Origin of the sequence: Elusimicrobium sp. (assembly GCA_015062115.1) — a bacterium.
In the GTDB taxonomy this organism is placed as follows: Bacteria; Elusimicrobiota; Elusimicrobia; order Elusimicrobiales; family Elusimicrobiaceae; genus Avelusimicrobium.
In genome coordinates, this window is record SUVG01000002.1 from 1 (window position 1) to 23,445 (window position 23,445).

Below are 23,445 nucleotides of genomic sequence, written 5' to 3' on the forward strand. Positions count from 1 at the left end.
CCCCTTTCTGCTCCGGATCGGATAAAATCGTTTTCAAAAAGCCCCGGGGATTTTCGGCCCTGCCGGGGCTTTTTATCATCCTATACAGAAAATTATTTTAACATCTTAAAATAACTTTCTTCCCCCAAGTTTCTGTTTCCCTTCTCTTGGCTTTTCGCCGGTTTACCCCCGAAACAGGAACCTTATATACTTACAATAAAAAAATCGTTACCCGCAGTAAAGCCAAAAAAAGGGTTAGTTTTTTGCGTTCGGATAACAACCGGGCAATAAAAACCCCCGACGGAATTATCGGGGGTTATCAATTTTATTTTCCAAGGGGTTTTCCTAACAGAAGTTTGGAGCCGGGAATTTTTTTCAAAACGCGTTTTGTTTTATCGTAAGCGCGCCGTATTTTGCGTAAGCACAAAATAGGGATATATAGTTTTTGGCTTACACCGCGGCATTTGGCATATTCCAGTACAAATTCTTTTAGCAACGCATCATTGTCATACGGTTTCATCAAGGCTTCAAAGGCAGACCAAGCGGAAATAGGACTGTTTTTGAACTTAAACCGGTTGATATCCACCAACCAAAATTTATATTCTCCGTTTTCTTTGCGGAAAAGGATATTGCCGGGGGTGTAATCTTTATGCAAGCAACCTTTTTCATGCATATCTGCCGTGTATTTGGCGACGGCTTTCAGCAAATCTCTGTCTTCGCTGTTTTGGCGAATCGTTTGCAAGCCTTCCACTTGTTCGCTGAAAAAGTAGGAAAAGCGAATCAGCCAACCGTCTTTTTCAATAATATACGCAAACGGCGCCGGGGTTTGGATACCGCGTTTAAGCAGTTCCAAGGCATTTAAGTAAGTGGTTTTGGCTTTAGGGGTACGCAGACCGACGGAATAAAAAATACGATTGATGATAGGCGGGATACAGTATTTTTTTACATTGATTTTCGAGCCGTTTTCTATCGGGCTATCGAACACTTTAATCAAGTTGCGGGCTTTGTGAATAGTGGTGCCGTGTTCTGCAAAATAAAACGGCATATTTTCTACAAAGTCTTTAGGGAGTTGGGTGTTCGGTGCGAAAAAAAACTGGCGTTTAATGGCTTGTTCGGACATGGCGATAGGGCCCCTTTTTATGAAAATCGTTATTATATATTTTACTAATTATCTTTCGTTTTGGGCATGGGTATTTATTTGCTTAAAATATAAATGTTTTCTTGTTTTGATTGAATAGATTTTATATAATAATTATAAGAGCCGCGGATAAGACGTTTGCAAAAAGGATTGCAATTGGCGGCTTTTATTGATAAAATATAAAAGAAGTAATTAACCCGATTTTTAACGAGAACCATGATCCCTCCGACGAGAAATCAAGGAAAGGGGGTCTATGGCTGTCGTTTTCTCTGCTTAAAAAGCAAAGAAAAAGAGAGCGATTCTCGTTCTAAAACAGGCAAAAAAATGAACCTGACAAAAGACCAAAAGAAACAAAAGTCGCAAGACTTAGCTTCTGAAATTACCACTGCCGGCACCTTGTTCTTCACGGCCTATCAAGGCTTGAAGTTCGTGGATATGGCTGCTCTGCGTGCGGAATTGGTTCCTACCGGTGCGAAATTCCGTGTAGAACGCAACGCTATCGTAGAACACGCCATTCGCCAGGCCAACATTGAAGGGGCTGATTCCAAGCTCTTCCAAGGGCCGACGGCTATTGCGGTAGGCGGCGATATCGCTGCTGTTGCCAAAGCGTTGGTGGACTTTCAGAAAAAGTTTGCGGCTTTGAAGCTTCGCGCTTGCTATGCGGACGGTGTCTGGTACAACGAAGAACAGGTTAAACAATTGGCTACCATCGGTACCAAAGAAGAAAACCTTTCCAAATTGGCCGGTACCTTGCACAACTTGGTTGCGCAATCCGCTCAAGTGTTGCAAGCTCCGATACGGGATTTTGCCTACGTTATTAAAGCTGTTGAAGATAAACAAAACGGCAAATAATAACGCGTCAGGTGTCAGTTGGCGTTATGCCAACTGATGCCCGGTAAAATCTAAACCCGCCAAGAGCGGTAGTAGCCCCGCAAGGGATAAAGGTACGGGCGTAAACTAGGTTTGCGCAGAAGGCCGCTACTCTATAGTAAAAAAGGAAATAATAAAATGGCTAAATTGACCAATGAAGAATTAGTAAATGCTATCGCTGAACTCACCGTTTTGGAACTCTCCGAACTCGTGAAAGCGATTGAAGAAAAATTCGGCGTAAAAGCCGCTGCCCCGGCCGTGGCCGTTGCCGCCGCTGCCGCCCCGGCTGCTGCTGCCGCTGAAGAAAAAGATGAATTCAACGTCGTGTTGACCGCTGTTGATGCCGCCAAAAAAATCGGCGTAATCAAAATCGTTCGCGAAATCACCGGCTTGGGCTTGAAAGAAGCCAAAGACCTCGTTGAAGGTGCCCCGAAAGCCGTGAAAGAAAACGTTGCCAAAGCCGAAGCTGAAGAACTCAAAAAGAAAATTACTGAAGCCGGCGGTACCGTCGAACTCAAATAGTTCAACCGATGAATTATTTAATCCCAATCCCCCGGTTTTCCGGGGGTTGGGATTACGTGCCCTAAACAGGGTGCAACGACGGGCGGCGATTTTGGCGGCGAGTGCGTGCCGCGAAGAACTCCGACCGTTGACACTAGCAGGAAGAATAAGAAATGATTGAAAAACAAACAAATTTCGGCAAAATTTCCACCAAACTTCCCTTACCCGATTTGCTGGACATGCAAAAACAGTCCTTCGTGGACTTTTTGCAATTAGATGTCCCTCCCGCCAAGCGGGAACTCAAAGGCTTACAAGCCGCTTTTGAAGATGTCTTCCCGATCGAAGCACCCGACGGAAGCATGAGACTTGAATTTTTGAAATATGAACTGGGTGCCCCCCGCTATGCCACCCCGGCCGAAGCCGCCGTGCGCGATAGCACCTATTCTGCTCCCTTAAAAGCCTTGATGCGCTTGTATGTAAAGCAGAAAAACGGGAAAATGAAAGAAGCCTCCGACCAGGATGTTACCCTTTGCGATTTGCCTTTGATGACCGACTCCGGCTGTTTCGTGTTTAACGGCGCGGAACGCGTTGTCGTCAGCCAAATGCACCGCTCTCCCGGTATTATTTTTGAAGAAGACGAAGAAAAGAAACAATCCACCTTCGGTAAACGCTTGTATGTTGCCCGCATTATTCCTTATCGCGGTGCGTGGATTGAATTTTCGTTCGACTTGATGAACGCTTTGTGGGTCCGCATTGATCGCAAGAAAAAAGTGCTGGCCTCTACCTTCCTTCGCGCTTGCGGCTTGGAAACCAACGCACAGATTATCCAAACCTTCTACAAATGCGAAGATATTGAAGTGAAACCTTCCAACTTAGATACCGTCATCGGTCGCTATGCCGCCGACGATATTTACGATCCGGCCACCGGCGAAGTGCTTTGGAACTTGGACGACAAAGCCGCCTTGCCGATTGACGACAAACTTTTCAAAACTTTAATTGAAAAGAAAGTAAAAACCATTAAAGTAATTTCCGGTAAACCGCGCCAGGAAGACCCCGGTATTTTAGCCACCTTGGAACACCGCAAAGATTCTATCCGCACTGCGGCCGAAGCACAAGCCGAAATTTACAAAAAGATGAGAGGGCAAGATTTCGTCGTAAAAGAACAAGCCGAAACCTTCCTTAACAACTTGGTTTTTGATAATATTCGCAGATATGATTTGAGCTTCGTCGGTCGCTACAAAATCAACAAAAAATTTGCGAAAATGTTTGATTTGATTAGCCAATTCAAATTCAAAAAATTGCATACCCCGTCCGAAAAACGCCGCACCTTGGCTCCGGAAGATGTGATTGTAACCGTGAAATATCTTTTGGCGCTCAACGCCGGCGAAGATGCCCAAAAACAATATGGTGATGACTTCTCTTTCAAAGTCGACGATATTGACCACTTGGGTAACCGCCGTGTGCGCGGTATCGGGGAATTGTTGGAAAACCAAATTCGCGTGGGTCTTTCCCAAATGGCTAAGACTGCCCGCGACCGCATGAACCGCGAACTCACTTCTTTGACCCCGCGCGCTTTGGTAAACGCGCAACCGGTACAAGCCATCGTTCGCAAGTTCTTCGGTACTTCCCAATTATCTCAATTCATGGATCAAATCAACCCCTTGGGCGAACTTACGCACAAACGCCGCTTGTCCGCCTTGGGGCCCGGCGGGTTGAACCGCAAACGCGCCGGCTTCGAAGTGCGCGACGTACACTACACGCACTACGGCCGCGTCTGCCCGATTGAAACCCCCGAAGGTCCGAACATCGGTTTGATCACCTCTTTGGCGTGCTACTCCAAAGTAAACAAATACGGCTTGATCGAAACTCCCTACCGCAAAGTGGTAAACGGAAAAGTGACCGATCAAATCGAAGAATTGACCGCTGACGCCGAAGACGATAAACTCGTCGCCCAGGCCAACACGCCTACCACTAAAGACGGTAAATTAGATACCGACTTGGTAGCCTGCCGTGTTCGCTCCGATTACCCGATGGTTGCTCCGAAAAACGTTAACTACATGGACGTTTCTCCGTTGCAAGTCATCAGCGTATCCGCGGCCTTGATTCCGTTCTTGGAACACGACGACGCCAACCGCGCCCTCATGGGTTGTAACATGCAACGCCAGGGTGTGCCGCTTTTGATGCCGGAAGCCCCCTATGTGGGTACCGGTATTGAACACGAAGTCGCCCGCGACTCCGGTACCTCTATGGTAGCCAAACGCGACGGCCGTGTACAATTTGCGGACGCTTCCAAAATTATCATTGAAGCCAAAGACGGTTCTGTGGACGTGTATGAATTGTTGAAATACAAACGCTCCAACTCCGATACTTGTATCAACCAACGCCCGATTGTTAAAACCGGCGATAATGTAAAAGCCCGCCAAGTAATTGCCGATGGCCCGTCCATGGATAACGGTTACTTAGCCTTGGGCCGCAACATGCTCGTAGGTTTTATGTGTTGGGAAGGGTACAACTACGAAGACGCCATCTTGGTTTCCAGCCGTCTGGTGAAAGATGATGTATTCACCTCTGTTCACTTGCACGAATTTACGGTAGATGCCCGTAACACCAAATTGGGTGCGGAAGAAATCACCCGCGATATTCCCAATATCGGTGCGGAAGCCTTGTCCCACTTGGACAATGACGGTATTGTTCTTCCTGCCACGGTGGTAGAACCCGGCGATATTTTAGTCGGGAAAGTAACGCCTAAAGGCGAACAACAACTTACCCCGGAAGAAAGACTTTTGAAAGTAATCTTCGGTAAAAAAGCCGACGACGTGGTGGACGCTTCCTTGCGCGTACCGCCCGGCACCTCCGGCAAAATTTTGGGTACCCGCGTATTTGTACGCAAAGAAAAATTGACCAAAGCCGAAGAAAAAGCGCGCTTGAAAGAATTGGAAGAAGAAAAGAATTCTACGTTGGAACTCTTAAAAGAACAACGCAAACGCGCCTTGGCCAATGCCAAAGAAACCATCAAGAAGGAAGCGGAACTTAAGAAGGAAGAAGCCCGCATTACTTCCCTCTACAAATTGATGGAAAAGAAAGCCGTGGAACACTACGAACGCGAAATTGAATTCTCCAAACAAGGCGACGAACTCGCCGTAACGGTGAACAAATCCGTCAAAGTGTACATCGCTTCCAAACGCAAACTGCACGTAGGCGATAAGATGTCCGGTCGCCACGGGAACAAAGGGGTTGTAGCCCGCATTTTACCGGAAGAAGATATGCCTTACTTACCGGACGGCACCCCGCTTGATATCGTGCTTTCTCCGCTCGGTATTCCTTCTCGTATGAACGTCGGGCAGTTGCTTGAAACGATGCTCGGTTGGGCTGCGCACCACCTCCAATACAACGCTGCCACCCCGGTCTTTGATGGCCCGAGTGAAGCCGAAGTTGTGGAACAAGTCCGCAAAGCCAAAGAGAAAATTTTAGACGATAAAGGCCTTACCGGCAAAGCACGCGAAGAATACGCCGCCAAATACTTGCCGGACGATTACTGCCGCATCACGCTTTATGACGGCAGAACCGGTCAGCCTTTTGAAGAAAAAGTAACCGTCGGTTATATGTATATGATGAAACTGATCCACTTGGTGGAAGACAAGGTTCACTCCCGCTCCACCGGGCCGTACAGTTTAATCACGCGCCAACCTTTGGGCGGTAAAGCCCAGTTCGGTGGTCAGCGCTTCGGGGAAATGGAAGTGTGGGCCATGGAAGGTTACGGTGCTACCTATACCTTGCAGGAATTCCTGACGGTGAAATCCGACGATTTTGTCGGCCGCACCAAGATGTATGAATCCATCGTCAAGGGCGAAGCTCCCACCCAGCCCGGCGTACCGGAGTCCTTCAAAGTACTTATTAAAGAACTCCAAGCGCTTGGTTTGAGCGTAGATTTGCTTAAAAAGGTAGAAGACGGCGCTGCCGCGCCGTCTGCCTCCGAAGAAGAAACGGAGGCCAACGCCGAGGCTGAAGAAGCCGGAGCCGCTAACTAAGCCGGGGATTTGAAACCATGCAAACGAAAAAAGTTAAAAAATTAAACGAACTCAACTTCTTTGATTTTGATGCCATCAAATTGGGCATTGCCAGCCCGGAACAGATTTCGGCGTGGTCTTTCGGGGAAGTAAAAAAACCGGAAACCATCAACTATCGCACCCTTAAACCGGAGCGCGACGGTCTGTTCTGCGAACGCATTTTCGGGCCTACGAAAGATTACGAATGCTCCTGCGGAAAATACCGCTGGGTAAAATTCAAAGGCATTAAATGTGACCGCTGCGGTGTGGAAATTACGGAATCTAAAGTCCGCCGCGAACGCATGGGCCACATTGAATTGGCCGTGCCGGTGGCTCACGTGTGGTTCTTGAGAAAGAACCCCTCCCGCATCGGTATTATCTTGGATATGCGCACCAGCGATTTGGAACGCGTGGTCTACTATGCTTCTTATGTAGTAATTGAAGACTGTGTAGATAGCGTAACCGGCCGCGTAGACTTCAAAAAAGGCACGCTCCTTACCGACGTGCAAGTGCGCGAAGCCCGCAAAAAACACGGTGCCCGTTTGAAAGTGGACATCGGTGCCCCGGCTATTAAAACCTTGTTGGAAGGTATCGATTTTGACAAAGAAATCCCTGCCTTGCACGAACAATTGATTGCCACGCAAAGCGAAATGGAACGCACCAAACTCATCCGCCGCATTAAAACGATGGAAGAGTTCAAAGAAAGCGGCAACCGCCCGGAATGGATGATTTTAAGTGTTCTTCCCGTTATCCCTCCGGACTTGCGCCCGCTCGTTCCGCTCGATGGTGGCCGCTTTGCCGCTAGCGATTTGAACGATTTGTACAGAAGAATTATCAACCGCAACAACCGCTTGAAACACATTGAATCCTTGCGCGCCCCCGAAGTGATGATTTACAACGAAAAGCGCCTCTTGCAAGAAGCGGTGGACGCTTTGATTGAAAACGGCGCCCGCGGTAAAGTATTCATCGGCCCCGGCGGCAGACCGCTTAAATCTTTGTCCGACAGCATTAAGGGTAAACACGGCCGCTTCCGCCAAAACTTGTTGGGTAAACGCGTGGACTATTCCGGTCGTTCCGTCATCGTCGTCGGCCCGAACTTGAAACTCCACCAATGCGGTTTGCCTAAACTTATGGCCTTGGAACTCTTCAAACCTTTCATCATCGGCGAACTTATGAAGAAAGAAGGCGTGACCTTGAAATCCGCCAAAAAGATGTTGGAAAGAGTTCGCCCGGAAATTTGGGATATCTTGGAAAAAGTAACCAAGAATCACCCCGTTATGTTAAACCGTGCTCCCACCTTGCACCGCTTGGGTATTCAAGCCTTTGAACCGGTACTTATTGAAGGTAAAGCCATTCAGTTGCACCCGCTTACCTGTGCCGCCTTCAACGCTGACTTCGACGGTGACCAGATGGCCGTACACGTACCGCTTTCTTTGGAAGCGCAAATGGAAGCCCGCACTTTAATGCTTGCTTCCAACAACATTTTATCTCCTGCTTCCGGTAAACCGATTGCCGCTCCGTCCCACGATATGGTCTTGGGTGTAAGCTTCTTGACCAAAGTGAAAGACGGCGATATCGGTGAAGGTTCTATCTTCGGTAGCAAGGAAGATGCCTTAGTGGCCTTGGAATACGGAAAACTTTCCTATCACGCCAAAATTAAAGTGCGCGGCATCAACGCTATCCCTGAACCGGGTGCGAACGGCAAAGCCGAAACCGATGCTTCCAAATGGAAAGATTATACCTCCGTGGGCCGCATTATTTTCAACCAAGCCATGCCGAAAGGTTGGGAATATATCAATAAAACCATCGGTAAAAAAGAATTGGGCGCCTTGGTGGACGAATGTTACAAGAGCAAAAAGTATGGCCGCTATGAAGCCGTACAACTCTTGGATAAAATCATGAAAATGGGTTATCACTATGCCACCTTGTCCGGCTTGTCTATCTCCATTGCGGATATGACAATCCCGTCCGTCAAACAAAAATATATTGACGACGCCAAAAAGAAAGTGAAAGAAATTCAAGCCCAAGCCGAAGCCGGTATCATTACCGAAGGTGAACGCTATAACAAAGTTATCGATATTTGGACTCGCGTTACGGACGATGTAGCCAACGAACTCTTCAAAGAAATGAAAAAATTTGAAGAATCTAAATACGATCCGTCCAACAAAGAACACAGCGGTCAACGCTTTAACTCCGTCTATTTAATGGCGGACTCCGGCGCCCGCGGTTCCCGCCAACAGGTACGCCAGTTGGCCGGTATGCGCGGTCTTATGGCTAAACCGCAAAAGAAACTTACCGGTGGTCAAGGGGAAATTATCGAATCTCCTATTACCGCTAACTTCCGTGAAGGTTTGTCCGTACTCGAATACTTTATTTCCACTCACGGTGGTCGTAAAGGTTTGTCCGATACGGCTTTGAAAACCGCCGACGCCGGTTACTTAACCCGCCGTTTGGTGGACGTTGCCCACAATGTGGTAGTAACGGAAGAAGACTGCGGTACCCACAACGGTATTGTGGTTAAATCTTTGATGAGCGGTGAAGAAATGGTGGAACCCATTGAAGAACGTATTTTGGGCCGCACCAGCTTGGAAGATGTCGTGGTGAAAGTGAAAAAAGCCGACGGCACCGAAGAAGAAAAAACCATCATCAAAGAAGGCGATTTAATTACCTTGGAACAAAGCAAGCAAGTCAAAAAATATGGTGTGGAATCTGTACGCATCCGCTCCGTATTAACCTGCGAAGCCCCCTTCGGTGTGTGCTCTCGCTGCTATGGCTTGTCCTTGGCTACTTCTTCCAAGAGCAACCCCGGCGATTCCGTGGGTATCATCGCTGCCCAATCCATCGGTGAACCCGGTACGCAGTTAACCCTTCGTACCTTCCACATCGGTGGTACGGCCTCCCGCGTGCTCTCTCGCAGCCAAGCGGTGGCCGAAATCGACGGTAAGGTAACCTTCAAAGATATCAAGATTATTACCAACCGCTACGACAATAAAATTTGTATTTCCAGAAACGGCTCTATCTTTGTTGAGGCCGGAAATGGTACAATAAAAGAATACAAGATTCAGTACGGCGCTTCCGTGTACACCGCGGATAAAGCGACCGTCAAAAAAGGCTCGCTCCTCGCGGAGTGGGACCCGCACTCTATCCCCGTGCTCGCGGAAGTTTCCGGCACGGTCCGTTTGACGGATGTGGTGGAAGGTATCACCTTGCAGGAAGAGCGCAACAAAGTAACGGGCGTAATCGAACGCAAAATTACCGCTAGCCGCATGGGTAAGAAAAACCCGCGCATTAGCATCGACGGCAAAGACAAGAAAATCAATTTCCCCTTGCCTATCGATACGATTTTGATGGTAGAAAACGGTGAAGAAGTGGAACCGGGTGATGTGCTCGCTAAAATCGGGCGCGAAGCCGGCGGTACCAAAGACATCACCGGCGGTCTGCCCAGAATCGCGGAATTGTTCGAAGCTCGCAGACCCAAGAGCCCCGCTATTATTTCGGAGTTCGAAGGTATTGTAAGCTTGGAAACCTCGCCCAAAGGTTTGATTGAGGTGGTTGTACGCAACGAAGAAACCAACCAGGTTAAACAGTACAGCATTCCGCAAGGAAAACACCTTGTAGTATATGAAGGCGACCATGTAGGTGTGGGTGAAGCCCTTACCGACGGCGCCATCGACCCCCACGACGTGCTGCGCGTGAAGGGCGAAAAAGAAGCGCAAGAGTTCCTGTTAAACGCTATCCAAGAAGTGTACCGCTTGCAGGGCGTAACAATCAACGACAGACATATCGAGGTTATTGTCCGTCAGATGTTAGGGAACGTGAAAATTCTGGATGCAGGAGATACGCATTTCCTCAAAGGCGAAGTGTTAAGCCGCGCCAGCTGGCTTAGAGAAAACGCCAAGATGAAAGCTGCCGGCAAACGCTTGGCAGATGCTGAAACGATCCTTTTGGGTATCAGCAAAGCGTCTCTCGCTTCCGAATCCTTTATTTCCGCGGCTTCGTTCCAAGAAACCACCAAGGTTTTGACGGATGCCGCTATCACGGGCCAGGTAGATGAACTTGCTGGTCTGAAAGAAAACGTAATCGTAGGCCATTTGATCCCCGCGGGAACTGGTATTTCCGCCAGACAAATTGCTGAAGAATTTGAACAAAAACGCAAAGAAACAGGAGAGAAGTAATAATGCCGACAGTAAACCAATTAGTAAAATACGGCCGGGCTAAAGAGTCCACTCGGACCAAATCCCCGGCGTTGCAGGCCTGCCCGCAAAGACGCGGCGTCTGCACCCGTGTTTATACCACGACCCCTAAAAAACCGAACTCTGCTTTAAGAAAAGTAGCGCGTGTAAAACTCACCTCCAAAGTGGAAGTAACCGCTTATATTCCGGGTGAAGGACATAACTTGCAAGAACACTCCATCGTGCTCGTGCGCGGTGGCCGTGTGAAAGACTTGCCGGGTGTGCGCTATCACATCATCCGCGGTGCGCTGGACGCTTCCGGCGTAGAAAACAGAAAACAAGGCCGCTCTCTTTATGGTGTAAAGAGACCGAAAGCCGGAAAATAATTTTTTAGGAGTTGAATAGTAATATGCCGAGAAAAGGTTTAAGACCCAGAGACAGAAGACCGCAGCCCGCGCCGGACTACAAATATAATTCCGTGCTCGTTGCCCGGTTCATTAACAAATTGAATTTTGAAGGCAAAACCGCCACCGCCACCCGCATTTTGGATGACGCCATGGCCATCATTGCCGAAAAAACCAACGAAAACGCTTTGGAAGTTTTCAACAAATGCATTGAAAACGTTCGCCCGCTCGTTGAAGTAAAAGCCCGCCGCGTAGGTGGTGCTAACTACCAAGTACCCACTGAAGTAAAACCCTTGCGCAGCACCTCTTTGGCCATGAGATGGTTGATTGGTGCCGCTCAAAGCCGCAAAGGCCGCCCGATGGCTGAAAAATTGGCCGAAGAAATTATTTTGGGCTCCAAAAAAGAAGGTACTGCCTTTAAGAAACGCGAAGATGTGCACAAAATGGCCGAAGCCAACCGTGCCTTCGCCCACTTCAAATGGTAATTGGGAAATAAGATATGGCTGAATTTAAAACCTATCCGTTAGACAAAATCAGAAACATTGGTATTATCGCTCACATTGACGCGGGTAAAACCACCACTTCCGAACGCATCTTGTACTACACCGGTAAAGTGCATAAAATCGGCGAAACGCACGATGGTGCTTCCGTTACCGACTGGATGGAACAAGAAAGAGAAAGAGGTATCACCATTACCTCCGCCGCTATTTACTGCGTATGGAAAGATTGCCAACTCAACATTATTGACACTCCCGGCCACGTGGACTTCACCGCCGAAGTGGAACGTTCTTTGCGTGTGTTGGACGGCGCCGTCTGCTGTTTCGATGGTGTGCAGGGTGTAGAACCCCAATCTGAAACCGTGTGGCGCCAGGCGGACAAATACCATGTTCCCCGTATCGCTTACATCAACAAAATGGACCGCATCGGCGCGGACTTTATCCGCTCCGCCAACTCCATTAAGGAAAAATTGGGCGGTAACGCCTGCCCGATCCAACTTCCTATCGGTGCCGAAGACAAATTCATCGGTATCGTGGACTTGGTAAAAATGAAAGGTATTATTTGGGACGGCGACCACAACGGTGCTACTTTTAACGAAGTAGAAATTCCGGCTGACCTCGCGGACGCTGCCCAAAAAGCCCATACGGAAATGATTGAAAAACTCGCCGATTTCGACGAAGTCATCATGGAACGCTACTTAAACGGCGAAACGGAATTTACGGTTGAAGAAATCAAAGCCGCTATCCGCAAAGGTACGCTTACCGGTAAATTCTTCCCTGTAATTTGTGGTTCTTCCTACAAAAACAAAGGCGTGCAACCGCTTTTGGACTGCGTAAACGATTATCTACCCTCTCCTGTAGATGTACCCGCAGTCAAAGGGACTAACCCCAACACGGGCGAAGAAGTATTCCGCAAACCTGAAAACAAGGAACCTTTCTGCGGTCTTATCTTCAAAGTACAAACCGACCCCTTTGTGGGTAAACTCAGTTTCTTCCGCATCTATTCCGGTACTATCAAAGCCGGTGATGCTGTATTCTTCCCGGGCAAAAACGCCACGGAAAGATTCGGCCGTATGATGCGCATGATGGCCGACAAACGCGAAGAAGTAAAAGAACTCGGTGCCGGTGAAATTGCCGCTACCGTGGCTATCAAAAACTCTCGCGTAGGCCAAACCATCTGCTCTCCCGAACATCCGATCGTGCTTGAAAGCATTTCCTTCCCGGAACCGGTAATTTCTATCGCCGTGGAACCGAAATCTAAAGCCGACGAAGAAAAAATGTCCAACGCGTTGGCCCGCCTCGCCGAAGAAGACCAAACCTTCCGCGTCCGCACCGACGAAGAAACCGCCCAAACCGTTATCAGCGGTATGGGTGAACTCCACTTGGACATCATCGTGGATCGCATGAAACGCGAATTTAACGTGCAAGCCAACGTAGGCGCTCCGCAAGTAGCCTATCGCGAAACCATCACCAAAACGGTGGAACAAGAAACCAAATTCGTCCGCCAGTCCGGTGGTCGTGGTCAATACGGGCACGTATTCTTGCGCCTCGAACCGCAGGAAAAAGGCAAAGGGTTTGAATTCGTTAACGAAATTACCCAAGGCCGCATTCCGAAAGAATACATCCCTGCCATCGAAAAAGGTTGCCGCGAAGCGTTGGACTCCGGTGCTATGGCCGGTTACCCCTTGGTGGATATTAAAGTGGCCGTATTTGACGGTTCTTTCCACGAAGTGGACTCCTCCGAAATGGCCTTCAAAATCGCTGCTTCTATGGCCTTGAAAGACGGTGCCAAAAAAGCCAACCCGGTTATTTTGGAACCGATCATGAAAGTAGAAGTTGTGGCTCCGGAAGCCAACTTGGGCGACATCATCGGTGACCTCAGCTCCCGCCGCGGTCAAATCGGTGAAATGGGTGTGCGCGGTAACGTGCGCTACGTAAAAGCCGAAGTTCCGCTCGCTGAAATGTTTGGTTATGCTACGAACGTACGCTCCTTGTCTCAAGGTCGTGCTTCGTTCACCATGGAACCCAGCCACTATGCTGAAGTTCCGGCCAACGTTGCCAAAGCGATTGTGGAAAAACGCACTGCTGAAAAAGTGGCCGCGTAATTCACGCAAGCATTTAACAATAAACTCCCCGATATGCCATTGGCTATCGGGGAGTTTTTTGTTGGCAGAAGAACTAAAAATAAGAGAGGAGAAACTTTTGTATTTGGTATAATATCTCATACCTAAATAAAGGAGAAAAGAATGAAAGTAATCGCTTTATTGTTTGCTGCCTTGTTATTCGTGGGATGTGGCACGGTGGAAAAAGGTTATTCGCCGATTGATTTGAAGGCCAAAAATTATGCCGAAGCCTTGAAATCTGCAGATAAATCTTGCCAAATCGATGCCGATTGCACCTCTGTTTCCAAGGGTTGTTGTTTGTGCCACGGCAAAGAAGCCGTTAATAAAGATGCCGCCAATGCGCTCAAATCGTTTTGGTTGAACGAATGTGCCACTGCCGCTTGCACCTTGCAAATGTGCTATGTGGAAATTAACACTTCCTGCCAAAAAGGCCAATGTGTAGGTACACCGAAACCCATGCGTGAGTACGCCGCCTTCTAAGGAGAAAAAATGAAAAAACTATTATTGTTAACTTGCTGTGCGGCTGTTCTTTCCGCGTGTGCGGCCTCTAACCCCGGCATCAATGCCGTTCCTGCCAAACTAACCGCCGCTATTAAAAAAGCCGACAAATCTTGCCAAGTAGATGCCGACTGTGTGGCCGTTCAAAAAGGTTGCTGTATGTGTGCCGGTTACGAAGCCGTCAACAAAAATGCCGCTACCAAAGTGGAAAGCGTGTTTGAAAAACAATGTGCCAGCGGTGCTTGTACGCGTGAAATGTGCTATGTGCAAATCGAGCCCATTTGCAAACAAAATGTTTGTACCGGAAAACTTATTTTGCCCAAAGGCCAAAACTAATTACTGTCTTGATTTAAAAAACCCCGCCTATTAACAGGCGGGGTTTTTTGTATCTTCCAGTAACTGGATAATTCCCGTCAAATTTTTTTCTTTGGCTAGATCCAAAGCGGTCTTACCTTCGTTGTTCTTAATTCGGGAATCAATGGTGGGTTGTTGTAATAAAATTTCCACTATATCTTTATGTTCGTTCCATACTGCCACATGCAAAGGGGTGTTGCCATTGGCGGCATAGGGAGTGTTCACAAATTCGGGGTATTCGGCCAAAGTAGTGCGCAGGGTTCTTTCGTCCTTATCAATAACCGCCTGAAGAACAGGGGAGATAAAATTAGGTTTTTTAAGTCCCTTTTCCTCTTTCTTGGATTGTTCTGCTTGTTGTTTTCTTCGTTTTTTCTCGACTTGTTGAAACTCTTCCCATTTAAGGCGCTCTTCTTTTGGCGTCTTCATTTTTTTCCAATAGTAGGTAATGCCAAATATAGTATTGACGATGAAAGCAATAAATAAAACAGGGCTTAACACAAACAGCAAAAATATCATTAACCAACCTGCACCTTGAGAGGCTGTTGGGTCGTTTGGATAGTTCATTTTTGCCAAAACACCACAACCATAAGGAAACACAAAAATAATGCAAAATAAACCTATGAGAATATAACGGCTGATTAAATATTTTCTTTTAATGCGCACATAAGAAGGTTCGGGAATAGTATCCGGAGCTTGCTGTTTGGTCAAATGCGGAATGGGCTTTTTCTTGGCTGCGCAAAAAAAAGCAATGAGAAGGCCTAAAGGAATGATGGCTGATATTAAAAGAATCATAAAATCACCTTTTCTCTATTTACAAAAAGCTCCAGTTATTATACAATATACTAAGCGAATTTTAGTGCTAAAACATTGAAAGCGAAAGGGTGAAACACGCGAGTAAAATGTATAGCGCAAAAGCCCGTAAATTTGGTATAATAAAATGTACTGAATTGGACTTAGGTAAGAAATTCCTAGCACCGGCTCGTCGAGGATAACGAACCGGAGTAGGGATTTCTGCCGAATAATTTTTTTGTAAAAAACATTTAAGGAAAACCAAAAATGGCAGAAAAAACAGAAAAAAAGGCTAAAGTATTGAGCCAAGAAAGAATCCGCATTAAATTGCGTTCTTACGACCATCGCATGTTGGACGCCTCCGTTTCCCGCATCGTGGAAACCGCGCAGAAAACCGGCGCCATCGTGGCGGGTCCTGTTCTTCTCCCGGTTCGGATTAAGAAGTACACCGTGCTTCGCTCTCCCCATACCGATAAAAAGAGCAGAGAACAATTCGAAATGCGTATTCATAAAAGACTCATTGATCTGAAAAGTCCCACCTCTAAAACCGTCGATGAATTGATGAAACTCGACTTGCCTGCCGGCGTAGATGTGGCAATCAAAAGCAACTAATTAATTAGGAACTGAAGAGATATGACAGAAGAAATCAAAAATGCTGCTGGTGCCCAAGAGGCAACCCCTGTTGCTGAAGTGGCCAAAGCAGAAACTGTCAAAGAAGCGCCCGAAACTTTCCGCTTTGTATTAGGCGAAAAACTCGGTATGACGCAAATCTTTGATGAAAAAGGCAATCTTCATGGCGTTTCCGTTGTAAAAGCGGGCCAATGCAAGGTTGTGCGTGTCAGAACCCAAGAAAAAGACGGCTATACCGCCGTATGCGTGGGTTTTGGCGAAGTGAAAGAAAGCAAACTTAACAAACCGGAACTCGGTTACTTCAAAAAAGCCAACGTCGCTCCGGTCAGACACATGAAGGAATGCCGTGTCGCGGACGTGAACGGTTTTGAAATCGGTCAAGTCATTTCACTCGAAAAAATCTTTAAACCCGGTGATTATGTAGACGTACAGGGTAAAATCAAAGGCCACGGTTTTGCTGGCGCCATGAAACGCCACGGCTTTGCCGGTCAGCCCGCTTCGCACGGTGCTTCCGACAGAGAAAGAGCCCCGGGTTCTTTGGGTTCCCGCCGTTCTTTGGGTAAAGTGCTCTCCGGTCAACGCATGGCTGGTCACTACGGCACCACCACCCACACCGTATCCAAAATTGAAGTTGTAAAAGTGGACAACGAAAACGGACTTATCTTCTTGAAAGGTTCCGTGCCCGGTGCCAAAGGCTCCATCGTGTCCGTCTTGGAAACTTCCAAATACAAAAAACACTATGTGGCGCCTCAGGAACATAAAGTATCCGCTTCCAAGGCTGCTAACAAGAAGTAAGGACTTTGACCCATGGAAACTAAAGTTTTAGATATTAAAGGTAAAGAAAAAGGGACTGTCGCTCTTCCGGATAGTTTGTTTGCCGTAAAAGCCAACCCTACCTTCCTGCACGAAGTCATCACCGCCTTTTTGGCTAACCAAAGACGCGGCACCGCTGATGTAAAAACCCGCAGCGAAGTTTCCGGTACCGGTAAAAAACCGTGGAAACAGAAAGGCACCGGCCGCGCCCGCCAAGGCAGCCTCCGCGCCGTTCAATTCCGCCACGGTGGTATCGCTTTTGGTCCTACCCCGCACTCCTATCGTCAGGACTTGCCGGCCGCCAAAAGAAGAACCGCTCTTGCGATGGCTTTGTCCACCAAACTCGCCGAAGGCAACTTGGTTGTACTCGATTCTTTGACCCTCAAAGAACCCAAAACCAAAGCTTTCGCCGAAATTTTGGAAGTATTGTCCGCCGGACGCAAACCGCTCGTGTTGGATAACTTCGCTGATGCTAATGCCGCTTTGGCTTGCCGCAACGTGGCGGGTTTAACCCACATGCAAACGCAAGACATCAACGCTTATGTAGTGTTGAACAGCAGCAAAGTCATCTTGACCCAAGATGCTGTAGCCAAACTCAGCGATACGTTTGCTAAGGAGGCCAAATAATGACCACCTATACTACGCTTAAAAAACCCCTTTTGACTGAAAAAAGCTTAATTGAACGCGATACCCACAACCGCTATGGTTTTGTGGTAGCCAAAAACGCGTCCAAAGGTGAAATTAAAACTGCGGTTGAAAAAATCTTCAATGTAACCGTAGTGAAAATCAACACCATTTCCGTCACGGGTAAGACCCACCGCATGGGTCGTTTTGAAGGCAAAAGACCTGATTACAAAAAGGCTTTTGTAACCTTGAAAGAAGGCGATAAAATCGAATTGGTGGAAGCCTCTTCGAAGTAGATGAAAGGAGAAACTACTAACTATGCCTATTAAGTCATTTAGACCTTACACCCCTTCCCGCAGAACGATTACGGTTTCGGATTACTCCGATATTACCAAAACCACTCCGGAGAAGAGCCTTACCAAAGGTCTGCGCAAAACCGGCGGTCGCAACAACACCGGTATGATCATGGTTCGCCACATCGGCGGTGGTCACAGACGCGCATACAGACAAATTGATTTCAGACGGGAAAAATTCGGGATTCCTGCTAAAGTCGTATCTATCGAATACGATCCGAACAGAAGCGCCCGCATTTGCCTGTTGAACTATGCCGACGGTGAAAAAAGATATATTCTTCACCCCCTCGGTGTAAAAGTGGGCGACGTACTTATGTCCGGCCCGGCCGCTGATATTAAAGTGGGTAACTGCCTTGCTCTTAAAAACATTCCCGAAGGTACTTTTATCCACGCCATTGAACTGAAAGTCGGTAAAGGTGCGCAACTTGCGCGCAGCGCCGGCAGCCAAGCTCAACTTATGGCCAAAGAATCGGACTATGCCCATATCAAAATGCCGTCCGGCGAAATCCGCTTGGTACCCAGCGCTTGCTGTGCCACCATCGGTCAAGTTGGCAACGTGGATCACTCCAACATTGTCATCGGTAACGCCGGCCGCAACAGACACCGCGGTCAAAGACCTACCGTCCGCGGTAGCGCCATGAACGCTGTTGATCACCCGATGGGTGGTGGCCGCGGTCACGGTAAAGGTGGCAACATTCCGCGCTCTCCGTGGAACCAACAAACCCGCGGTTTGAAAACGCGCTCTACTAAGAAAGCGTTTGGCTGGATGATTGTCAGCGACAGAAGAAAAAACAAGGCTAAGTAATTATGGGAAGATCAACTAAAAAAGGTCCTTTTGTGGATTTAAACCTGTTGGAAAAAGTTCAAGCGATGAACGCTTCCAACGAGAAAAAACCTATTAAGACGTGGGCAAGAGCCTGCACCATCGTGCCGGAATTTGTAGGACACACTTTCCTCGTGCACAATGGCAGAAAATTTCTTCCCATTTACGTTTCCGAACGTATGGTAGGTTATAAACTCGGTGAATTTTCTTTCACCCGTTTGTTCAAAGGTCACGGTGGCATGACGAAAGATTCCACCGCCCTGAAATAAGAGTTGAGGATTTGATATGGAAGCTTGTGCAAAAGCTAAATTTCAACGGTTTGGTAGCCGCAAGGTGAACCTGGTGTTGGATCAAATTCGTGGTAAAAACGTGAAAGCGGCGGAAGATGTATTGCCTTTCGTTGCCAAACGCACCGCTGATTTGGTTGCCAAAACCCTTCACAGCGCCGCTGCTAACTTGGAAGTGAAAGCCGGCAAAAAACTGGACTTCAGCAAAGTCTTCATTAAAGAAGCGTTTGCGAATCTCGGCCCCAGCGGCCATTTGAAAAGAGTGCAGCCCGGCCCTCAAGGCCGCGCTATGCCCTACAAAAAGAGCATGTGCCACTTGACTGTTATCGTCACTGACGAAAAAAAGGGAGGTCGCTAATTTATGGGACACAAGATTCACCCCCGGTCCATTAGACTTGGTTATATTCAGGACTGGCGCTCCAGATGGTTTGCCCCTAAAAATATGCCTGCGTTGATTATGGAAGATTTCCAAATCCGCAAGATGATTGAAGACAAATTCAAAATGGCGGCCGTTAGTTATGTAGGTATCGAAAGAGCCGGCGCGTTCTTGCGCGTCAATGTTCACACCGCCCGCCCGGGTGTGGTGATCGGTAAAAAAGGTGCCGACATTGAAGCCCTTCGCAAAGAATTGGAAGCCTTTACCGGCAGCAAAACCTTTGTGAACGTAATTGAAATCAAGAACCCGGAAACGGATGCTCAGTTGGTGGCTCAAAACATCGCTATGCAACTCGAAAAACGCGCCCACTACGGTGCCGCGATGAAAAAAGCGATTGAAAAAGCCCTTTCCAGCAAAGCGCTTGGTATCAAAATTATGGTGTCCGGCAGACTCGGCGGTGCTGAAATTGCCCGCACAGAATGGAAACGCGAAGGCCGCGTTCCGCTGCACACCTTGTGCGCCGATATTGACTACGGTTTCACCGAAGCCAACACCATCAGCGGTAAAATCGGCATTAAAGTCTGGATTTTCAAAAGAACTCACTTCGCCAAATCTCCGAAAGAGATTATGAATGAACTTAAGAAACATCGCGACATGGAAACCGGTTCCACCGAAGGCGTAACGGAAGTTGCCGCCCCGGAAACCAAATAGAGGACTTTGACTTATGTTAATGCCTAAAAGAGTAAAATACCGCAAGCCCTTCAGCGCGCCCCGCATTAAAGGTAATGCCAAACGCGGCACGGAAGTGGTATTCGGTGAATTTGGGTTGAAAGCCTTAGAACCCAAATGGATTACCGCCCGGCAGATTGAAGCTGCCCGTATTACTTTGTCCCGCTTCATCAAGAAAAAAGGTAAACTTTGGATCCGTGTATTTCCGGACAAAGCCATTACCAAACACCCCGCCGAAACCCGTATGGGTAAAGGTAAAGGTGCGCCCGAATACTGGGCCGCTGTGGTGAAGCCCGGCAGAATTTTGTTCGAATTGGAAGGCGCTACGCTGGAAGATACCAAAAGAGCCATGCGTTTGGCTTCCGACAAACTGCCGATCAAAACGAAACTGGTAACCAGAAGGTAGTTTATGAAAACGAACGAAAAAGAAGTTTTGAAGAAAAAAACGTTGGCCGAACTGAACGAAGCGCTCGGCAAAGCCCAAGAAAAGAAATTTAACCTTCTTTTCAAACACAGCACCACTCCCATCGCCAACCCGATGGAAATTAGAGCGGTAAGACGCGAAATTGCCCTTTTGCAAACGCTGATCAACCAGAAAAAAGAGCAAAAATAGAGGTTCAAAATGGAAAATAAAGAAACCCGTGCCAAAAGAAAAGTGCTGAGCGGTGTGGTAGTGTCCGATAAAATGGACAAAACCCGCACGGTATGTGTAGAACGCTTGGTGCATGATGAACGCTATGGCAAAACGCTTAAAAGAGCGGCTAAATTCCATGCTCACGACGAGGCCAACGAAACCAAAATCGGTGATAAAGTGGAAATTATGAGCACCCGCCCCGTTTCCAAAACGACGAAATGGCGCATTTCCAAAATTGTGGAAAAAGCCAGAGCTTAGTTTCTAAAAACTACGGAGTTATTAAAGTATGATTCAATTAAGAAGCATCGTCAATGTGGCCGACAATTCCGGCGCGCGTAAAGTTCAATGCTTTAAAGTGCGCGGCGGCCACCACCGGGATATCGCAACTTTGGGAGACGTTATTATGTGCTCCGTCAGAGATGCGATCCCTACCTCCGCCATTAAAAAAGGCGACGTGGTCCGCGCCGTAGTAGTTCGCGTGGCCCGCGAAAGAAGAAGAAAAGACGGTTCCTACATTCGTTTTGATGACAACGCCGTTTGCATCATCAACGATAATGGGGAACCCAAAGGCACCCGTGTATTCGGTCCTATTGCCAGAGAGCTGCGCGAAAAGAATTTCTTGAAAATTATTTCCTTGGCTCCTGAGGTGGTATAGTATGATCATCAAGAAAAAAGATACCGTTTTAGTATTGTCCGGTAAGGACAAAGGCAAGAAGGGCGAAGTGAAATCTGTTAACCCGTCCAAAAACAAAGTAGTAGTAGCGGGTGTAAACATGGTTTCCAAACACGTGAAACCTTCTCAAAACAAGCAGGGCGGCATTGTACAAGTAGAAGCCGCGTTGGACGCTTCCAACGTAGCCATTGTCTGTGGCAAATGCAAAAAAGCCATGACGCCCAAAGTGCAAATCTCGGCTGACGGCACCAAAACGCGCGTCTGCCGCAAATGCAATGAGCCGATCATTTAATCTAGGTACAGTTAAAAATGACTAAGAAAGAAACTAAAAATGTAACGAAGGCGCCCGAAGGCTATACGCCCAAATTGCAGGCCCTTTACAGAGAAAAAGTGCTTCCGGCCTTGCTCAAAGACATGAACGTCAAAAGCCCCATGGCCGTGCCGAAACTCACGAAAATCGTGATTAACATCGGCGTCAAAGAAGCTCGCGAAGATATCAAAGCGCTGGAAATCGCCAAAGACGATTTGACCGCTATTGCCGGTCAAGCCGCTCAAATCCGCCGTGCTAAAAAATCTATCTCTAACTTCAAACTTAGAGAAGGTATGCCCATCGGTGTGCGCGTAACCTTGCGCGGTGCCAGAATGTATGAATTCTTGGAACGCTTCATCTGCATTGCTTGCCCCCGCATCCGCGACTTTCAGGGCTTCAATGCCAGCTTTGACGGTAAAGGCAATTTGAACCTGGGTATTAAAGAACATTATATCTTCCCGGAAATTGATGTTGAAAAATCGCCTAAAGCCCATGGTATGAACATTACGTTCGTCACCACTGCCGCCGACAACGCCAGCGGTCGCTTGCTCATGGATTACATGGGTATGCCTTTCCGCAAAGCGGCTAAATAAAAGGAGCAAGAAACTTTATGGCTACTAAAGCATGGGTTGCAAAAATGGCTAAAGACCAAAAGTTCGCCGTGCGCTATCACAACAGATGTCAAGTCTGTGGGCGCGCGAGAGGTTACTACCGCGACTTCGGCCTTTGCCGTATCTGCCTGAGAAAAATGGCACACCAGGGTTTAATCCCGGGTCTTAGAAAATCGAGTTGGTAATTTAAGGAGGAGGTACCTTTTTCGGGCCAACTCCGTATAACGGAAAGTGGTTTGGAGAGGTAACCTATACACATGGATCCGATCGCAGATTTCTTAACCAGAGTAAGAAACGCTAACATGAAAAAGAAAGAAAAAGTGGATATCCCTTTTTCTAAAATTAAAACCGAAATTGCGCGTGTACTGAAAGAAGAAGGCTACATCGCCAATTTCAAAGCCGTCCACAACGAAACCAAAGGCGGCGTCGTCAGAGTGTTCTTGAAATATACGCCTGAAAACGAATGCGTAATCCAAGGTTTGAAACGTATTTCCAAACCCGGTTCCCGCGTTTACAGCGCTTACAACAACATTCCGAAAGTACGCGGTGCTTTTGGCGTAACGATTCTTTCCACCTCTAAAGGTGTAATGACGGACGCTCAAGCCAAAGCCGAAAAAATCGGCGGCGAATTGTTGTGCCAAGTTTGGTAAGGGGGGAATATGAGCAGAATTGGTAAAAAAATCATCAATATTCCCGCCGCTACCAAAGTGGAAATTAAAGACAGCGTAATCACCGCCACCGGCGCTTTGGGCACCTTGTCTTATTCCATTCCGGAAGGCATTACCCCGAACTTGGAAAACGGCGTATTGACTTTCTCCGTAGCCGAAAACCGCGTGAAAGAACTCAACGCTTTGCATGGTACTACCCGCGCTAACGTTTTCAATATCATTGAAGGCGTAACCAACGGTTTTACCAAAGTGTTGGAAATCAACGGTTTGGGTTATCGTGCCAATGTGGCCGGTACCAAACTGAACTTGGAACTCGGTTTCTCTCACCCCGTCAATTTGGATATCCCCGCCGGCCTTACGGTCGTGGTGGATCCCAAATCCGGCGCGGTATCGATTAAAGGTAGCGATAAGTTCAAAGTGGGCGATTTCGCTGCTAAAATCAGAAGACTTAGACCGCCGGAGCCCTACAAAGGCAGTGGTATCAAATATCAGGGCGAACATATTACTCGCAAAGCTGGTAAAACTGCGGCGGGAGGTAAATAA

The 23,445-nt window shown here is 47.7% G+C and carries 28 protein-coding genes; 26 read left to right on the plus strand and 2 right to left on the minus strand.

Annotated features, from left to right (window positions below; genetic code table 11):
• Positions 1-304: 304 nt before the first annotated feature.
• Positions 305-1,099, minus strand: a complete 795-nt coding sequence (locus E7027_01205) for a tyrosine protein kinase (protein MBE6420753.1) — start codon at positions 1,097-1,099, stop codon at positions 305-307.
• A 234-nt stretch (positions 1,100-1,333) separates the two neighbouring features.
• Here E7027_01205 and E7027_01210 point away from each other — a divergent pair, with 234 nt between their 5' ends.
• The 9 genes from E7027_01210 to E7027_01250 all read left to right on the plus strand — a co-directional run bounded on the left by E7027_01210 (position 1,334) and on the right by E7027_01250 (position 14,564).
• Entirely contained in the window at positions 1,334-1,969 is a 636-nt protein-coding gene (locus tag E7027_01210; protein MBE6420754.1) for a 50S ribosomal protein L10, read from the plus strand.
• 165 nt (positions 1,970-2,134) lie between these two features.
• On the plus strand, positions 2,135-2,509 hold the full coding sequence (locus E7027_01215) for a 50S ribosomal protein L7/L12 (GenBank protein MBE6420755.1): 375 nt from the start codon (positions 2,135-2,137) through the stop codon (positions 2,507-2,509).
• Between the two features lie 152 nt (positions 2,510-2,661).
• Positions 2,662-6,516, plus strand: coding sequence for a DNA-directed RNA polymerase subunit beta (rpoB, locus tag E7027_01220; GenBank protein MBE6420756.1), 3,855 nt, complete (start codon positions 2,662-2,664; stop codon positions 6,514-6,516).
• Positions 6,517-6,533: 17 nt separating this feature from the next.
• A complete protein-coding gene (gene rpoC / locus E7027_01225; protein ID MBE6420757.1) occupies positions 6,534-10,709 on the plus strand; it encodes a DNA-directed RNA polymerase subunit beta' in 4,176 nt (1,391 codons plus the stop codon).
• A gap of 2 nt (positions 10,710-10,711) precedes the next feature.
• On the plus strand, positions 10,712-11,092 hold the full coding sequence (locus tag E7027_01230) for a 30S ribosomal protein S12 (protein MBE6420758.1): 381 nt from the start codon (positions 10,712-10,714) through the stop codon (positions 11,090-11,092).
• Positions 11,093-11,115: 23 nt separating this feature from the next.
• Positions 11,116-11,595: a 30S ribosomal protein S7 gene (gene rpsG / locus E7027_01235; protein MBE6420759.1), complete on the plus strand. Its 480-nt coding sequence runs from the start codon at positions 11,116-11,118 to the stop codon at positions 11,593-11,595.
• Between the two features lie 14 nt (positions 11,596-11,609).
• Positions 11,610-13,712 carry an elongation factor G gene (gene fusA, locus E7027_01240; protein ID MBE6420760.1) on the plus strand — a complete coding sequence of 701 codons (2,103 nt, stop codon included), beginning with the start codon at positions 11,610-11,612 and terminating at the stop codon, positions 13,710-13,712.
• A gap of 141 nt (positions 13,713-13,853) precedes the next feature.
• The gene (locus tag E7027_01245; protein ID MBE6420761.1) at positions 13,854-14,210 is read left to right on the plus strand and encodes a hypothetical protein; all 357 of its coding nucleotides are present in this window, start codon (positions 13,854-13,856) and stop codon (positions 14,208-14,210) included.
• A 9-nt stretch (positions 14,211-14,219) separates the two neighbouring features.
• The gene (locus E7027_01250; GenBank protein MBE6420762.1) at positions 14,220-14,564 is read left to right on the plus strand and encodes a hypothetical protein; all 345 of its coding nucleotides are present in this window, start codon (positions 14,220-14,222) and stop codon (positions 14,562-14,564) included.
• Between the two features lie 30 nt (positions 14,565-14,594).
• Here the strand turns inward: E7027_01250 and E7027_01255 are convergent, their stop codons facing one another.
• Positions 14,595-15,374, minus strand: a complete 780-nt coding sequence (locus E7027_01255) for an ankyrin repeat domain-containing protein (protein ID MBE6420763.1) — start codon at positions 15,372-15,374, stop codon at positions 14,595-14,597.
• Positions 15,375-15,638: 264 nt separating this feature from the next.
• On the opposite strand from E7027_01255, the gene rpsJ reads away from it, so the two are divergent.
• The 17 genes from rpsJ (at position 15,639) to E7027_01340 (ending at position 23,445) form a co-directional block, all read left to right on the plus strand.
• Positions 15,639-15,983 (plus strand): 30S ribosomal protein S10, encoded by a 345-nt coding sequence (gene rpsJ, locus E7027_01260; protein MBE6420764.1) that lies wholly within the window; start codon positions 15,639-15,641, stop codon positions 15,981-15,983.
• A 21-nt stretch (positions 15,984-16,004) separates the two neighbouring features.
• A complete protein-coding gene (locus E7027_01265; GenBank protein MBE6420765.1) occupies positions 16,005-16,796 on the plus strand; it encodes a 50S ribosomal protein L3 in 792 nt (263 codons plus the stop codon).
• Positions 16,797-16,808: 12 nt separating this feature from the next.
• Positions 16,809-17,441: a 50S ribosomal protein L4 gene (rplD, locus tag E7027_01270; GenBank protein ID MBE6420766.1), complete on the plus strand. Its 633-nt coding sequence runs from the start codon at positions 16,809-16,811 to the stop codon at positions 17,439-17,441.
• Complete coding sequence (locus tag E7027_01275) at positions 17,441-17,734, plus strand: 50S ribosomal protein L23 (protein MBE6420767.1); 294 nt, start codon at positions 17,441-17,443, stop codon at positions 17,732-17,734. Before rplD ends, E7027_01275 begins: the two co-directional genes overlap by 1 nt.
• 22 nt (positions 17,735-17,756) lie before the next feature.
• Complete coding sequence (gene rplB, locus E7027_01280; protein MBE6420768.1) at positions 17,757-18,596, plus strand: 50S ribosomal protein L2; 840 nt, start codon at positions 17,757-17,759, stop codon at positions 18,594-18,596.
• A 2-nt stretch (positions 18,597-18,598) separates the two neighbouring features.
• On the plus strand, positions 18,599-18,883 hold the full coding sequence (rpsS, locus tag E7027_01285; GenBank protein MBE6420769.1) for a 30S ribosomal protein S19: 285 nt from the start codon (positions 18,599-18,601) through the stop codon (positions 18,881-18,883).
• A 16-nt stretch (positions 18,884-18,899) separates the two neighbouring features.
• Entirely contained in the window at positions 18,900-19,259 is a 360-nt protein-coding gene (locus E7027_01290; GenBank protein ID MBE6420770.1) for a 50S ribosomal protein L22, read from the plus strand.
• Between the two features lie 3 nt (positions 19,260-19,262).
• On the plus strand, positions 19,263-19,988 hold the full coding sequence (rpsC, locus tag E7027_01295; protein MBE6420771.1) for a 30S ribosomal protein S3: 726 nt from the start codon (positions 19,263-19,265) through the stop codon (positions 19,986-19,988).
• A gap of 13 nt (positions 19,989-20,001) precedes the next feature.
• A complete protein-coding gene (gene rplP, locus E7027_01300; GenBank protein MBE6420772.1) occupies positions 20,002-20,412 on the plus strand; it encodes a 50S ribosomal protein L16 in 411 nt (136 codons plus the stop codon).
• Positions 20,413-20,415: 3 nt separating this feature from the next.
• Positions 20,416-20,619 carry a 50S ribosomal protein L29 gene (locus E7027_01305; GenBank protein MBE6420773.1) on the plus strand — a complete coding sequence of 68 codons (204 nt, stop codon included), beginning with the start codon at positions 20,416-20,418 and terminating at the stop codon, positions 20,617-20,619.
• 9 nt (positions 20,620-20,628) lie between these two features.
• Entirely contained in the window at positions 20,629-20,898 is a 270-nt protein-coding gene (gene rpsQ, locus E7027_01310; GenBank protein MBE6420774.1) for a 30S ribosomal protein S17, read from the plus strand.
• A 28-nt stretch (positions 20,899-20,926) separates the two neighbouring features.
• Complete coding sequence (rplN, locus tag E7027_01315; GenBank protein ID MBE6420775.1) at positions 20,927-21,295, plus strand: 50S ribosomal protein L14; 369 nt, start codon at positions 20,927-20,929, stop codon at positions 21,293-21,295.
• A 1-nt stretch (position 21,296) separates the two neighbouring features.
• Positions 21,297-21,605, plus strand: a complete 309-nt coding sequence (locus tag E7027_01320; GenBank protein ID MBE6420776.1) for a 50S ribosomal protein L24 — start codon at positions 21,297-21,299, stop codon at positions 21,603-21,605.
• Between the two features lie 17 nt (positions 21,606-21,622).
• A complete protein-coding gene (gene rplE / locus E7027_01325) occupies positions 21,623-22,216 on the plus strand; it encodes a 50S ribosomal protein L5 (GenBank protein ID MBE6420777.1) in 594 nt (197 codons plus the stop codon).
• Between the two features lie 17 nt (positions 22,217-22,233).
• Positions 22,234-22,419, plus strand: a complete 186-nt coding sequence (locus E7027_01330; protein ID MBE6420778.1) for a type Z 30S ribosomal protein S14 — start codon at positions 22,234-22,236, stop codon at positions 22,417-22,419.
• Between the two features lie 72 nt (positions 22,420-22,491).
• Positions 22,492-22,884, plus strand: coding sequence for a 30S ribosomal protein S8 (gene rpsH / locus E7027_01335; protein MBE6420779.1), 393 nt, complete (start codon positions 22,492-22,494; stop codon positions 22,882-22,884).
• Between the two features lie 9 nt (positions 22,885-22,893).
• Complete coding sequence (locus tag E7027_01340; GenBank protein ID MBE6420780.1) at positions 22,894-23,445, plus strand: 50S ribosomal protein L6; 552 nt, start codon at positions 22,894-22,896, stop codon at positions 23,443-23,445.